Raw genomic sequence first — 12641 nt, forward strand, 5'->3', positions numbered from 1 at the left:
ATGGATATAAAAACTTCAAGAGATTTCGAGCAAGAATCTTATTGAGACATCAGTATAAAGGAATGGGTCTACATATAGGATAGGGGTGGCCTGATTTCTTTACCACCCCAACATTTGACGGAGAACCTTTATTAACAAGTATTTTAATGTTTCAATTATAAGTAATAACCAATTAATTGTCAAAATTTTTAAAAAAATTAGTTTATAGAAACAAGATTGACATTCGATATAGGTTATTGTTACATTCATTTATAGAGATGAAATTTGTGCAAAAAAGCAAACGAAATTATATTATTATAGTTTATTGACATGGATATTGTGAATTTACTATGAATTATTGCGGAAAAATGCCCCAAAATAAATTTACAATACTATAATCACAATGAGATATCAATTTGAAGGGGATGCAGATCATGCTATCGAATATTGGAGTACCCGGTTTAATTTTAATTTTAGTATTAGCACTTATTATTTTTGGACCAAAAAAGTTACCTGAAATCGGTCGGGCATTTGGGCAAACATTAAAAGAATTTAAAAAATCCACTCGTGAATTGACAGAAGATGTAATGGAAGATGTGAAGGAAGAAAAGGAAAAATTGAGCAAATAGGGTGTAAGATTTATGTCTTGCACCTTTTTCTTCCGGAGAATATTTTAATAAGAATGTGAGTCCCTTAGTCATTCACATCTTATCTTTAAAAGTTGGTAGGGGAAAATATGGAAGATAAAGAATTATATTTAGTAGATCATCTTGAAGAATTACGTAGAAGAATTATTATTTCAGCCATTGCTTTTATCGTTTTTTTTATTGTTGGATTTATTTATGTAGATAATATTTATCAGTGGTTTGTAAGAGATTTAGATGAGAAATTGATGGTTTTAGGTCCAAGTGACATTATTAGCATCTATTTTATGCTGGCCACTGTAGTAGCAATAGCCGGTACCATTCCTGTTTTAGCCCTGCAAATTTGGTTGTTTGTCAAACCGGCATTAAAACCATCGGAACGAAAAATTACCCTATCCTATATTCCAGCACTATTTATTTTATTTATAATTGGGCTTGCCTTCGGGTATTTTATCATTTTCCCAATGGTGTTAAATTTTTTATTAAACATGGGAGCAGATTTATTTGTCACAAACTTTACGGCTGACCGCTATTTTCGTTTTATTTTGTATATGAGTCTACCTTTTGGTGTGTTATTTGAATTGCCGGCGATTGTTATGTTTTTAACATCTTTAGGTATTATCAATCCATTTGTTTTGGCAAGGATACGGAAATATGCCTATTTTGTTTTAATCATTGTTGCGATCGTAATAACTCCACCTGACTTTATGTCTGATTTTGTTGTGACATTGCCGTTATTGTTGCTATATGAAATTAGTATTAGCTTATCTAAATTTGTGTTCCGAAAACGATTAAAGAAGGAACAAGAAGAAGAAAAAATAGAAGCTTAATCATTTAGACCTTTAGTGAGAATTACTAAAGGTCTTTTTTTGTATTTCTCCATTTTTGATATTTTAAAAAGTTTAAATACTCTTTGAAATCCTCTTTATCTATTCCATTCTGAATGGCTTTTTGAATTAATAATTGCCATTCACTATCTAATGTATTATGGACATTTACTTGATCCTCTATTTCTTCTAATAAATATTCCAAACTCGTTTCCAGAGGTATTGCGATTTTTTGTAAAAACTGGAGAGAAGGATTGTTTTGTTTTCCACGTTCAATTTGACTTAAATATGACTTTGAAACACCTGCAATTCTAGCTAGATCTGTCAGAGATAATCCTTTTTCTATTCTTAATCGCTTTATTCGTTCACCTAACATCACCTTTACCTCCTATAAATATAGAAACAACCATTATCAATATTTCATTATAAAGAACAAAAAATTCTTTATAAAATACAAAAAAGTAAGGAAATAAGAGAAATTTAAAGAAAAACGAACAAAAACGTTCTTTATTAAGAAGAATTAGCGATTTTTAGGCTTTTTCTTGTTCGTTATTGTGAAGTATACTTAACTCGCGAGTTCAATAAAAAGAACGAAAATAAAGTAATACTTAGGGTTAATTAAAAATTTACCAACTTCGTTCTTTATAAATAACATCGTTATTATTCAATATATAGAACGAAGAAGGAGGAAATTATGCGATCGAAACGTGTAAGGAAATTTAGATCTCGTGCTAGAAAGATACTTATTGCTGGGCAGCTCGTTTCGATATGGTATGTCCTAATATTAACGGGGGCTTATTTAACATCGACCACAGGTGCTGCGTTTAATGATATTGAAGTTATTAAAAATTCCCTTCATGCCAACTGGGATACAGATAATAATGATTGGGATAAGAGCTCTTTAGATTTTGATGGTACTAAGGCCTGGGCAGAGGGTAATACTGTTTATACAACTGTTAAAAATGCGGGAGATAGAGCAAATTCAACATCAACTTGGAGGTATTTCTTATATAAAGTTGTTGATGGAAAACCAGTAGGTAATCCAGTTGCTACAGGTGTTGTACCAATCATTCAAAGTGGTAAAATGGGGACCATTTCAGCTGCTGTAACAGAAAATGGTAACTATCGGTTTACTATACGTAGACCACTCGGCCACCCTGCGAAAAATAACCCAGATGCGAATGGACATACTTACATAGGATGGAGTCAGTTAATTACTGTTAATATCGTCGATAACTTACCACCCTCTGAGGATACAACAATCCCAGACAATAGTAATGATCCTAAGCCACAACCTGAAACAAAACAGCCAATAGGTGAGATTACTGATATCAAATGGAATATAAAAGGTCAGAGTGGTCAGGTAACAATAACTTGGAAGAATCCAACATCACCAGAGTTTAGTCACTTAAAAATTTATAAAGAAGGTAATATGATCTCACCAGAATTTAAAGATCAAAAACTAGAACTAGGAAAAGATGATACAAAAACAAAAGTCACCTATAGAATTACAACAGTTGATAAAAATGGAAATGAGTCAGCTGGAATTAGCTTAACTGTTTCCAAAACAAATGTAAAAGTCAATTGAAATGGAGTGGTGCAATTATGACTGTAAAAAAAGTTTGGAAGATTACTAGTAATTTGCTGTCTATCATTTTATTCTTGCTGTTAATTTTCATGATTTTCGTTGTCGTTTCATCTAAAGCTTCCGGAGGAGAACCAAATTTCCTTGGATACCGGTTAAAAACCGTACTTTCCGGGTCAATGGAGCCTACTTTTAAAACCGGCTCAATAATAACAGTGAAGCCATTAGCTGATACAACAAAACTAAAAGAAAATGATATTATTTCATATTTGCAACAAGACCAATCTGTGGTTACACACAGAATTATTAAGGTAATCAAACAGGATGATCAAGTAATGTACCAAACAAAAGGTGATAATAACGAAGACGCAGACACTAACCTTGTTTTATCTCAAAATGTTATTGGAGAATATACAGGTTTTACCATACCGTTTATTGGATATTTCATGGATTTTGCAAAGTCAAATAAAGGTATGGCAACCTTACTTATTACTCCAGGGGTTCTATTACTAATATACTCAGCCTACTCTATCATAACGGGCTTAAGAGAATTAGATAAAACCCAAAAAGAAGCACAAAGAACTGCTTAAATTGGTTGTATTCCTTATGGAAACATAGGGATTCAATAATAAACTACATACCTCGAAAAAACGGAGGAGAAATTAAGGAGGAAGAAAAATGAGTATTAAAAAGAAATTAGGTATGGGTGTAGCATCAGCAGCACTAGGTTTATCATTAATTGGTGGGGGAACATGGGCAGCTTTTAACGACACAGCAACAGTTAATAACCATTTTGCATCGGGTAAATTAGACCTTGTTGTTGGTAAAAGTGGAAATAAACCAATTAGCTTCGATCTATCTAACTTAAAACCAGGGGACAATGTACAAAGAATTTTCAAATTAAATAATGCTGGTACATTGGCAATTAAAGAAGTTTTATTAGATGTTACAGCAAAAAATTTTAAAGATGGGGGAGATCCTTCAACTCAAGAAGATTATCTATCACAATTTGTAATTGATTTTGCCTCGGTTGATGGAGAATCGCAAAAATGGGAACCACGAAATAATATTGTTAAGTCTGGTGAAACTTTAACATTAGCAGATTTAGTTGCTGGTCCACAAACTTATGGGCCAAAAATTAAAGATGAATACAAGGGGGCTGGTGGTAAAATTAACCTTGCACCTCTAACTGTTGCTAAAGGTCAAGAAGCTGAAAGAGGGCTACCAGTCAATCCAACGGATACTGATGATGTATTCATCCAAATTACATTTAATAATGACCTAACCAAAGATGATAATGGTGAATATATTCAAAACAAATTTATGAATGATAAGATTGATTTCTTCTTTAACCTTGAAGCTACTCAGTGGGATGGAGTACACATTGATACCCATAATCAAAATGGTTCTGTAAATAACGAAGTTCAAGGTTCTGCTGATGGTCAAAATATGCCTAACCCAGTTACAAAAGGTTCAGCTAAGCATAAAACAGAAACAACAGAAGTTAATAAAGACTAATTCTTTAATAAAAAAAGAAAAGGTGGGTCTTCCGCCTTTTCTTTACCAATTTTAAGAGGTATTTTATGAGGAAAATATACATTTATCTATCTATTTTTCTTTTATTTTTATCACCTACTCGGGTATATGGAGAAACAAATAATTATGAAATTGATTTAACTACAGATCCAAGCACGATTCTTATCGATCTAACCAATGTTAAACCAGGAGATTGGGTAACACGTGATTTAATAATTAAAAATAATGGAAAACAGGACTTTAATTATATTTTCTCAAGTAAATTTTTATCAGGTTCGAGAATATTTTATAACAAGCTAGATTTAACTATAAAGGATAATAGTGATGTATTATTTGAGGGGAAGTTATTTGAATTTAAGCAATTGCCCCCAAGATTATTAAAAAGTAAACACAATGAAAAATTACAAATTCATGTTAAGGTTCCAATAGATTTAACTAATGAATTCCAAGGTCTTGAAACTGAGTTTCAGTTTAAGTTGTATGTCGAAGGAACATTAGGTGGTGTTCTCCCAGCGGATGGGCCAAAACTCCCTGTGACAGGTACGAATATGTATAACATTTTAATAGCTGGAGGGCTATTGGTATTTACTGGAATTTTCCTTCAAATTGTTATTAGAAAACGTAACGGATTTGAAAAACATGTTTAATCTGACCTTGATTTAAGTAGTTTAAAATCAGGGTCTTTTTTGTATACCTTAATTATTAATATTAAAATATGTGATAGCTGATTTATTTTTTGTGAAATTTGAAATATAAAAAATAATATCTCTTATGAATGTTATTCAAACTATATTTTTGTATATGGATTGGCCCGCACTTAAATAATGATCGACTTCCTTCCACGTATATAAAGCTAAAAAAAGGTAAATCCACTAATGTTTATCATTTAATAGCTACATTGTAACAAGATTATATGTTCCTAGTATTAATTAATTGACTTGTTACAGAAATTTATTTGATGGCAGTGTTTAAGAGAGTATAAAACTCAAAAATATAATCAGCACATTTAGACAGATTTCGATAGGGAAAAGGTGTATAATATAGTCAAACGGGTGAAAAAGAGGATTGATATTTTGTTATTGAAAAGCCTGGAGTTCAAAAATGTAGTTGGACAGAAGGTTAAAGTTCTAGATATTCCTGTATTGGAGGACGATAGTACATTTAAATTTTTGATCCAAGTCCGTTTGCAAATGTTTATTAAGTCAATCTATAGGGAGCAAAGCCCGAAGAAGTGCTACTCCTTTAAGGAGTATTTGAAGAAGGTTATGAAATGGAAAGATTATGAACAGCTGTTTCGAATTGATGAGTTAAAGAATAATGCATAAAGAACTAAAGAGCATCGGATTGACCGATGCTCATTTTTATGTCTTACATCTTGATTATCTCATTTGCCTTTTCTTCAATTGAATATCCTAGACGCTTTAAGTGCTTGCGGATTCCGCTACGTTCCCATGTTTTCAATATTGGATTTTTTTGCAATGCTTTTTTAGGATAGAAAATTCCAATTTCCGCAATTTCATTAAAATTTAAACCCTGCTGAACATACCGATCAATGATTTCATCACGTCGATCAATGATGGAGAGATAAGTTTTCATTGCCTGATGGTATTCATTATTAGTAAATATTCCTTTTTGGTGACCAGTGATATAAGTTTTTACATCAAGGGACAGTAGTCGTTGTCCAGAAGCAATAAAGTCCTCTATATCACCATCGGCCCCGTTATACCATGGACCAAAAGAGGTCATGTCATAATCTGCTGTAAAGACGACACCTAAATCAGGAAAATATGGGCAGGAAAAACCACTTGTATGTCCAGGAGTATGTAAAAAGATGACCTTTTCTTTACCAAATTGATATTCGGTTTCATATTCATACGACCCGGAAATCTGACGAAGGCTTTCCACCCATTTCTGTGGAATAGATGATTTCCATTTTTCTATTGCTGATTGGCCCCATTCTTGAAAAATTCCATAGGCACGGGCGATATCATCTAACGTTCGTGTTGTTTCATATTCAATTGGGTTGATTAGTTTTACAGCTTTTTTAAATAAATAGTTGTGCCGTGTGTGATCTGGATGGTAATGGGTGTTGAAAATTTGATTAACCCCCAGTTCATGATCGAGATGAAGAAGAGTGGTGGCATCCGCACCAGAATCAATTAAAATTTTTTCGGAACAATCTAGATAGAGGCTTCTGGAATAAGGGACTTTGCTGTTATTTGGTCCTTCCACAATTAATATCGGTCCGATTCGATCCATCATTGAATCACCTCACAAATTTGTAAAAAAGATTTATAATTTTCTTGAAAATCGACTGAATGTTCATTCATCATACCATAAATTTAGGGTTCCTGAAACATTTTGTTCAAATTTTACAGATAAATAATGATGATCAATATTCTTTTCCTTTTTTCTTAGATGAAACTTTGTTACACTATTCAAGGATGTAAATGAAGTGGATGAAGGTGATAATATGAAATATCGTTTGGTTATGTTATTATTTGTTATTTCCATCCTGTTATTGGCTGCATGTGGTCAAAAAGAAATAAAAAATGCCCTAAATTGGGATGTTGAAGATTTTTCAGCAACAACTAATGATAATAAGCCATTTTCCCTAAAGGATTTGGAAGGGAAAACATGGATTGCAGATTTTATTTTTACGAACTGTGGGGATGTGTGCCCTCCGATGACCGCAAATATGGTGAAATTACAGAAAATGGTTAAAGAGGAAGGGTTTGAAAACGTTGAATTTGTTTCATTTAGTGTCGATCCTACAGTGGATACACCTGAAATATTAACATCTTATGCGAAACAATTTAGTGCAGATTTAAACAATTGGACTTTTTTAACAGGCTATTCCCAGGAATTTATTGAAAGCTATGCAAGGAAGACGTTCAAAACAATCGTGAAAAAACCGGAGGAAGGAAATCAGGTTATTCATCAAACTTATGTATATTTGGTTGGCCCAGATGGAAAAATTAAAAAAACATATGATTTATATAAGGATGTACCTTACGAAACAATTATTTCTGACATTGAAAAGTTACAATAGACCAATACAATGGTCTATTTTTTTTATTGGGAATAAGATATAGTATATGTTTGTTCTGTATAAAAATTGTCATGTTATAATAAACATAAGCTAAAGAAGGCAGGTGATAAAATGAAAAAGTTACTCCCCCTTCTCATTATCTCCGCTATATTCTTAAGCTCTTGCTTTAAAATTGAACAGAAAGCAATTCGACAAGCGAAGGAAACGACAGCAAAAGCTTTTGAAACGATTCCTGCAAATGAATCTCCATCTACCTTAACGGTGCTGTCAGCAGGGGACTCATTAACACTTGGAGTGGGTGATAGCACAGGTCAGGGTGGATATTTACCATATTTAGAATCCATGTTGGAAGAAGAAGAACATATCAAAGAGGTAGATTTCTATAATTACGGTGTAAAGGGAAACCGTTCAGATCAGCTGTTAAAAAGACTTCAATCAAATGAAATGAAAGAAGTATTACGAAAGGCAGATTTGGTCATCCTTACTATTGGTGGAAATGATATTATGAAAGTGGTTAAGGATAATTTTTATCATCTTCAAATTGATGAATTTATGAAAGGGAAGGATGTTTTCGAAAATAACCTAAGTGAAATTATGGAAACAATCCTTCAAGAAAACCCAGATGTATCGATTGTATTAGTAGGTTTATATAATCCGTTTTCTAAGTGGTTCTCTGATATTAAAGAATTTGATGAAATTGTTTCCGAGTGGAACAATACAGCGCAATCAGTGATTTCAAGATATCCAAATGCATATTATGTCGGTATTAAAGATTTGTTTACTAATTCGGATGAAAATTTACTTTATAGCGATAATTTCCACCCGAATGACAAGGGATATGAATTGATTGCCCATAGACTGAATGAAACACTAGAAAGTAAGGTTCTGCCGGATATGGAAAAGAAGTCGTTTATGGTAACTAAAGAGGAGAATTAGATTTTTATGAAAAACAAATGGAAAGTAGGATTTCTAATCCTGTTGGGGGCTAACCTTTTAATTGCAATAATTATTTTTTCACTTGTTTTAACTCCGGATCAGGAAATAAAGAATGTGAAATCCAAAGATGATAAAAATTATGTTTCATTCCAAGTGCATTCAAATAAATATGATTTAAATCAGCTCATAAATCATTATATAAAGAAAGAGGCAGCCGATTCCCCAATTGAATATAAAGTTTTATTAGGGAACGATGTGGAATTATATGGAACATTGCCAGTGTTTAGTCAAGAAGTAAATATGAAATTAACTTTTGTACCAAAAGCACTTGAAAATGGGGATCTGGTCCTCATACAAAAATCAATGTCCATTGGTAACCTGCCTCTTCCGATTTCTTATGTACTTAAATTTATCAGTGAAAATTATAAACTGCCAAAAGGCGTCGAAATTAGGCCAAATGACAAACAAATTTATGTTCATATGCAACAACTAAACCTCAAGAGTGATATGAAAATAAAAGTAGATCAGATTGATTTAAAAAATGATCGGATTTCCTTTTTCATTTTTGTTCCAGTAAGTTAAATAAAATAGTGATGGCAAGATTTTTGCAAAAAACGGGGTGTAAAACGATGAACGAAAAATACGAGCTGGCAACCTTTGCTGGCGGATGTTTTTGGTGTATGGTAAAGCCTTTTGATGAACAGCCGGGCATTAAAAGTGTTATATCTGGTTATACAGGAGGACACGTAGAAAACCCAACTTATCAGGAGGTTTGTTCCGATACAACCGGTCATTATGAGGCTGTACAAATTACCTTTGATCCGAAAATCTTTCCATATGAAAAACTATTAGAGATATTTTGGCAGCAAATTGATCCGACAGACCCGACTGGCCAGTTTCATGACCGAGGGAAATCTTATCAGACAGCTATTTTTTACCATAATCCAACCCAAAAGAAGCTTGCGGAGGAATCAAAAAAAGCATTGGAGGAAAGCGGCAGGTTTAACAAGCCTATTGTCACACCCATATTACCAGCAAAGCCGTTTTATCCAGCTGAGGAATACCACCAGTATTATTATAAAAAGAATCCGGTTCATTATGAAAGATATCAAATCGGATCAGGGCGTGCCGGTTTTATTCAGAAGCATTGGGGGAATACCAAGTGAAAGAAAAAGATATGGAAAAGCTGAAAAAAAAATTAACACCCATGCAATTTGAAGTGACGCAAAAAAATGGTACGGAACCTCCATTTCATAATGAATATTGGAACGAAACTCGAGAAGGCATTTATGTTGATATCGTGTCTGGAAAGCCATTATTCAGTTCACTTGACAAGTTTGATGCTGGCTGCGGCTGGCCAAGCTTTTCCAAGCCTCTCGATAAAGAGGAAATCATTGAGAAGGCGGATTACAGCCATTCTATGATTCGGACAGAAGTGAGGAGCAAAACAGCTGATTCTCATTTGGGACATGTGTTTAACGATGGACCAGCTCCAACCGGTCTCCGTTATTGCATTAACTCTGCAGCCTTGAGATTTATCCCGAAAGAAAGGCTTGCTGAGGAGGGGTATGGAGATTATATAAAGCTATTTGAGTAAAAGCCGCTATAAACAGCGGCTTTTTACTATTTATTATTCAGCTTCTTTTTGCTTTACGGTCGAGGTCATTCCTCCGGAAAGGATAAATTTCATTGCTTCCTCAGGTTTTATATTAATGATTTCCACTTGCTCTTTAGGGATTAAAAATGTAAAACCTGCTACTTGAAAGGTTTGCGGGATATAGACTGCGATATGATCCTTTAATGGGCTGTAAAAGTCTTCTAATTGTTCAGAAGTAATAAATCCGATACTACGCATTTCAGTACCAGGTATCGTTACCAATGCAACCTTTGAAAATGATTTTTTCTCCCCCAGAAAACTTTGAATGGTATCCTTTATCACGGAGTATATAGTTTTTACGACAGGAATTTTTTCAAGGAGACGATCAATGATTTTAATGATTTTTCCCGTAATATATTTTGTTGAGAGCCATCCTAAAAGTGTGATAAGAATGATAGTGGATAGTAAGCCGATACCGGGAATATAATCTTCCTTCAAGTATGGTTTTAAAGTATTGCCGAGCAATCCATCTAAAAAAATAAATGTTTTATAAATAACATAAATAACGAGAATTATTGGGACGATCGTTAAGATTCCGTTAATAAAACTCTTCAAGATGCTTTTCATTATTTCACCCCCCAATTCATAATCGTATTCATCATATAGGCGAATACATAGACAGGTCAAGCACCTATAACATAAAGTAACAAGGAATAGAAATATATTTGAGGAGTGATATGTAAATATGCATTATGGATATGGCGGAGGCTGTGGATATCCTACTTATGGGTATGGCTATGGATTTGGCTTTGGTTACGGTGGATTTGCGTTAATCGTTGTCTTGTTCATTTTATTAATTATCATTGGTGCAGTGGTAGTAAAATATTAATAAATGAAAAAAGAGGGTGTTCCTTTGGAACACCCTCTTTCATATGTGCGCCCGGCATGGGTGTAATCTATAGGGTGAAAGTCCCTAGCTGCGAAGGCAGAAGTAGCAGTTAGCTTAACGCAAGGGTGTCCGTGGTGACGCGGAATCTGAAGGAAGCGAGCGGCAAACTTCCGGTCTGAGGAACACGAACTTCATATGAGGCTAGGTATCACTGGGTGAGTTTGCACATCAAAACGAAGCCCTTTCTGCCGAAGGTGGAAATGCTAATTTAACTATGTACAAAAATGATTGTTTAAAGCTATATAGCTTCTCTCATTGCCTTAGGGCAACTTTACATGGAGAGGCGGGCATGATAGCCTTGTTAGGCGGAGCCAGCTATTGATATTGCTGGCTTCTTGGCTCGTAAGTCATGCCCGTAGAGGCTCCATGTCAAGTTATTACTATCCACCACTTAATAACATAATTATCCATAAAATCATTTTTGTACATCACTATACAATCAAAATTGTGCATTCTTATTTTGACATTTACAGCCGAAGGTGATACAGAGTAAATGAAGCAGATGGATGGAAGGAAAGATTACATTCTTACCCGGGGAGGTCTGACTGGCACGCCAAGTAACCTTGGTAACCTATCTAGTGATAGATAGCTGAACAGTCAGAAGTCATAGTACTCTTTCAAGCTCGAGATGGAAGAGGAAGGACTGAACAATTAAGGAGAACGAATCGCTAGGCGTTCATCTTCTGTGTTGAAGCAGACAATCCGATAGGACTTACTTGAAGAAGGAAGTGGTGAATTCCACAGGGGACTTCAAGAGGGTGGAGCAGAAGATGGCACAAATAGAGGAATTCGTTCACGTGGAGAGGATATCAATGTTGATGGAAATGATTTTGTCACGGGAAAATCTCCTGGCGGCATTTAAACGAGTCGATCAGAATAAAGGAAGTCACGGAGTAGATGGCAATGTCCGTAAAAGACCTACGAAGACACCTCTACGAAAATTGGGACTCCATTCGACAGTCGTTGAGAGAAGGAACCTACAAGCCCTCACCCGTCCGTCGAGTCGAAATCCCGAAACCGAACGGAGGAGTAAGGCTTCTAGGGATCCCTACCGTGACCGATCGTTTCATCCAACAAGCGATTGCCCAAGTGTTGACGAAAATCTTTGATCCGACCTTCTCGGACCGTAGCTATGGTTTCCGACCAGGTAGAAGGGGACATGATGCGGTTAGGGAAGCAAAGGGCTATATCCAAAGAAGGATATCGTTGGGTAGTCGATATAGACCTAGAGAAATTCTTTGACAAGGTGAATCACGACAAACTGATGGGGATCTTGGCGAAAACGATCAAAGATCGAATTCTACTGAAGTTAATCCGCCGGTATCTTCAATCAGGCGTGATGATCAATGGAGTAGTAATGGAAACGGACATGGGAACGCCTCAAGGCGGCCCGCTCAGTCCACTTTTATCAAACATCATGCTTCATGAATTGGATAAGGAGCTGAGAAACGTGGACATAAGTTTGTTCGGTATGCGGATGACTGTAACATCTATGTGAAAACAAAGAAAGCAGGAATTCGTGTCATGAACTCCATT

16 protein-coding genes and 1 pseudogene are annotated in these 12641 nt (G+C 34.8%); 14 read left to right on the forward strand and 3 right to left on the reverse strand.

Annotation, left to right across the window (positions count from 1 at the left end; genetic code table 11):
• Positions 1-413: 413 nt before the first annotated feature.
• Both tatA and tatC read left to right on the forward strand, forming a co-directional pair.
• On the forward strand, positions 414-608 hold the full coding sequence (gene tatA / locus GZA11_RS15170; protein ID WP_038535706.1) for a twin-arginine translocase TatA/TatE family subunit: 195 nt from the start codon (positions 414-416) through the stop codon (positions 606-608).
• Positions 609-715: 107 nt separating this feature from the next.
• On the forward strand, positions 716-1453 hold the full coding sequence (tatC, locus tag GZA11_RS15175; protein ID WP_038535704.1) for a twin-arginine translocase subunit TatC: 738 nt from the start codon (positions 716-718) through the stop codon (positions 1451-1453).
• Between the two features lie 25 nt (positions 1454-1478).
• On the opposite strand, the gene GZA11_RS15180 is transcribed toward tatC, so the two are convergent.
• Positions 1479-1826: a helix-turn-helix domain-containing protein gene (locus GZA11_RS15180; RefSeq protein WP_163184315.1), complete on the reverse strand. Its 348-nt coding sequence runs from the start codon at positions 1824-1826 to the stop codon at positions 1479-1481.
• Positions 1827-2144: 318 nt separating this feature from the next.
• On the opposite strand from GZA11_RS15180, the gene tapA reads away from it, so the two are divergent.
• From tapA to GZA11_RS15205, 5 genes are all read left to right on the forward strand, one after another.
• Positions 2145-3038 carry an amyloid fiber anchoring/assembly protein TapA gene (gene tapA, locus GZA11_RS15185; RefSeq protein ID WP_163184316.1) on the forward strand — a complete coding sequence of 298 codons (894 nt, stop codon included), beginning with the start codon at positions 2145-2147 and terminating at the stop codon, positions 3036-3038.
• Between the two features lie 17 nt (positions 3039-3055).
• Positions 3056-3625, forward strand: coding sequence for a signal peptidase I SipW (gene sipW, locus GZA11_RS15190; RefSeq protein WP_163184317.1), 570 nt, complete (start codon positions 3056-3058; stop codon positions 3623-3625).
• Between the two features lie 88 nt (positions 3626-3713).
• Complete coding sequence (locus tag GZA11_RS15195; RefSeq protein ID WP_163184318.1) at positions 3714-4553, forward strand: TasA family protein; 840 nt, start codon at positions 3714-3716, stop codon at positions 4551-4553.
• 65 nt (positions 4554-4618) lie between these two features.
• The gene (locus GZA11_RS15200) at positions 4619-5218 is read left to right on the forward strand and encodes an LPXTG cell wall anchor domain-containing protein (RefSeq protein ID WP_163184319.1); all 600 of its coding nucleotides are present in this window, start codon (positions 4619-4621) and stop codon (positions 5216-5218) included.
• A gap of 426 nt (positions 5219-5644) precedes the next feature.
• Positions 5645-5896, forward strand: coding sequence for a DUF2535 family protein (locus GZA11_RS15205; RefSeq protein ID WP_038535692.1), 252 nt, complete (start codon positions 5645-5647; stop codon positions 5894-5896).
• 43 nt (positions 5897-5939) lie between these two features.
• On the opposite strand, the gene GZA11_RS15210 is transcribed toward GZA11_RS15205, so the two are convergent.
• Positions 5940-6833, reverse strand: coding sequence for an MBL fold metallo-hydrolase (locus tag GZA11_RS15210; protein ID WP_231315270.1), 894 nt, complete (start codon positions 6831-6833; stop codon positions 5940-5942).
• Between the two features lie 211 nt (positions 6834-7044).
• Here GZA11_RS15210 and GZA11_RS15215 point away from each other — a divergent pair, with 211 nt between their 5' ends.
• From GZA11_RS15215 to msrB, 5 genes are all read left to right on the forward strand, one after another.
• Positions 7045-7623 carry an SCO family protein gene (locus GZA11_RS15215; protein ID WP_038541735.1) on the forward strand — a complete coding sequence of 193 codons (579 nt, stop codon included), beginning with the start codon at positions 7045-7047 and terminating at the stop codon, positions 7621-7623.
• Between the two features lie 111 nt (positions 7624-7734).
• Complete coding sequence (locus GZA11_RS15220; RefSeq protein WP_163184320.1) at positions 7735-8559, forward strand: SGNH/GDSL hydrolase family protein; 825 nt, start codon at positions 7735-7737, stop codon at positions 8557-8559.
• A gap of 6 nt (positions 8560-8565) precedes the next feature.
• Positions 8566-9141, forward strand: coding sequence for a YpmS family protein (locus GZA11_RS15225; RefSeq protein ID WP_038535686.1), 576 nt, complete (start codon positions 8566-8568; stop codon positions 9139-9141).
• Between the two features lie 47 nt (positions 9142-9188).
• The gene (msrA, locus tag GZA11_RS15230; protein WP_038535685.1) at positions 9189-9725 is read left to right on the forward strand and encodes a peptide-methionine (S)-S-oxide reductase MsrA; all 537 of its coding nucleotides are present in this window, start codon (positions 9189-9191) and stop codon (positions 9723-9725) included.
• An 11-nt stretch (positions 9726-9736) separates the two neighbouring features.
• The gene (gene msrB / locus GZA11_RS15235) at positions 9737-10156 is read left to right on the forward strand and encodes a peptide-methionine (R)-S-oxide reductase MsrB (RefSeq protein WP_038541733.1); all 420 of its coding nucleotides are present in this window, start codon (positions 9737-9739) and stop codon (positions 10154-10156) included.
• Between the two features lie 33 nt (positions 10157-10189).
• On the opposite strand, the gene GZA11_RS15240 is transcribed toward msrB, so the two are convergent.
• Entirely contained in the window at positions 10190-10783 is a 594-nt protein-coding gene (locus GZA11_RS15240; RefSeq protein WP_163184321.1) for a DUF502 domain-containing protein, read from the reverse strand.
• A 118-nt stretch (positions 10784-10901) separates the two neighbouring features.
• Here GZA11_RS15240 and yjcZ point away from each other — a divergent pair, with 118 nt between their 5' ends.
• On the forward strand, positions 10902-11045 hold the full coding sequence (gene yjcZ, locus GZA11_RS15245) for a sporulation protein YjcZ (RefSeq protein WP_081905039.1): 144 nt from the start codon (positions 10902-10904) through the stop codon (positions 11043-11045).
• Between the two features lie 872 nt (positions 11046-11917).
• Positions 11918-12641 (forward strand): annotated as a pseudogene (gene ltrA / locus GZA11_RS15250) (group II intron reverse transcriptase/maturase); the annotation flags it as partial.

Source organism: Neobacillus sedimentimangrovi, from assembly GCF_010614825.1.
GTDB lineage: Bacteria > Bacillota > Bacilli > Bacillales > Cytobacillaceae > Neobacillus > Neobacillus thermocopriae.

What these genes read in the sequence shown, in the direction of transcription:
- tatA (WP_038535706.1), top strand. Translation starts at nt 414, where the DNA reads ATGCTATCGAATATTGGAGTACCCGGTTTAATTTTAATTTTAGTATTA.
- tatC (WP_038535704.1), top strand. Translation starts at nt 716, where the DNA reads ATGGAAGATAAAGAATTATATTTAGTAGATCATCTTGAAGAATTACGT.
- GZA11_RS15180 (WP_163184315.1), bottom strand. Translation starts at nt 1,826, where the DNA reads ATGTTAGGTGAACGAATAAAGCGATTAAGAATAGAAAAAGGATTATCT.
- tapA (WP_163184316.1), top strand. Translation starts at nt 2,145, where the DNA reads ATGCGATCGAAACGTGTAAGGAAATTTAGATCTCGTGCTAGAAAGATA.
- sipW (WP_163184317.1), top strand. Translation starts at nt 3,056, where the DNA reads ATGACTGTAAAAAAAGTTTGGAAGATTACTAGTAATTTGCTGTCTATC.
- GZA11_RS15195 (WP_163184318.1), top strand. Translation starts at nt 3,714, where the DNA reads ATGAGTATTAAAAAGAAATTAGGTATGGGTGTAGCATCAGCAGCACTA.
- GZA11_RS15200 (WP_163184319.1), top strand. Translation starts at nt 4,619, where the DNA reads ATGAGGAAAATATACATTTATCTATCTATTTTTCTTTTATTTTTATCA.
- GZA11_RS15210 (WP_231315270.1), bottom strand. Translation starts at nt 6,833, where the DNA reads ATGATGGATCGAATCGGACCGATATTAATTGTGGAAGGACCAAATAAC.
- GZA11_RS15215 (WP_038541735.1), top strand. Translation starts at nt 7,045, where the DNA reads ATGAAATATCGTTTGGTTATGTTATTATTTGTTATTTCCATCCTGTTA.
- GZA11_RS15220 (WP_163184320.1), top strand. Translation starts at nt 7,735, where the DNA reads ATGAAAAAGTTACTCCCCCTTCTCATTATCTCCGCTATATTCTTAAGC.
- GZA11_RS15225 (WP_038535686.1), top strand. Translation starts at nt 8,566, where the DNA reads ATGAAAAACAAATGGAAAGTAGGATTTCTAATCCTGTTGGGGGCTAAC.
- msrA (WP_038535685.1), top strand. Translation starts at nt 9,189, where the DNA reads ATGAACGAAAAATACGAGCTGGCAACCTTTGCTGGCGGATGTTTTTGG.
- msrB (WP_038541733.1), top strand. Translation starts at nt 9,737, where the DNA reads ATGGAAAAGCTGAAAAAAAAATTAACACCCATGCAATTTGAAGTGACG.
- GZA11_RS15240 (WP_163184321.1), bottom strand. Translation starts at nt 10,783, where the DNA reads ATGAAAAGCATCTTGAAGAGTTTTATTAACGGAATCTTAACGATCGTC.
- yjcZ (WP_081905039.1), top strand. Translation starts at nt 10,902, where the DNA reads ATGCATTATGGATATGGCGGAGGCTGTGGATATCCTACTTATGGGTAT.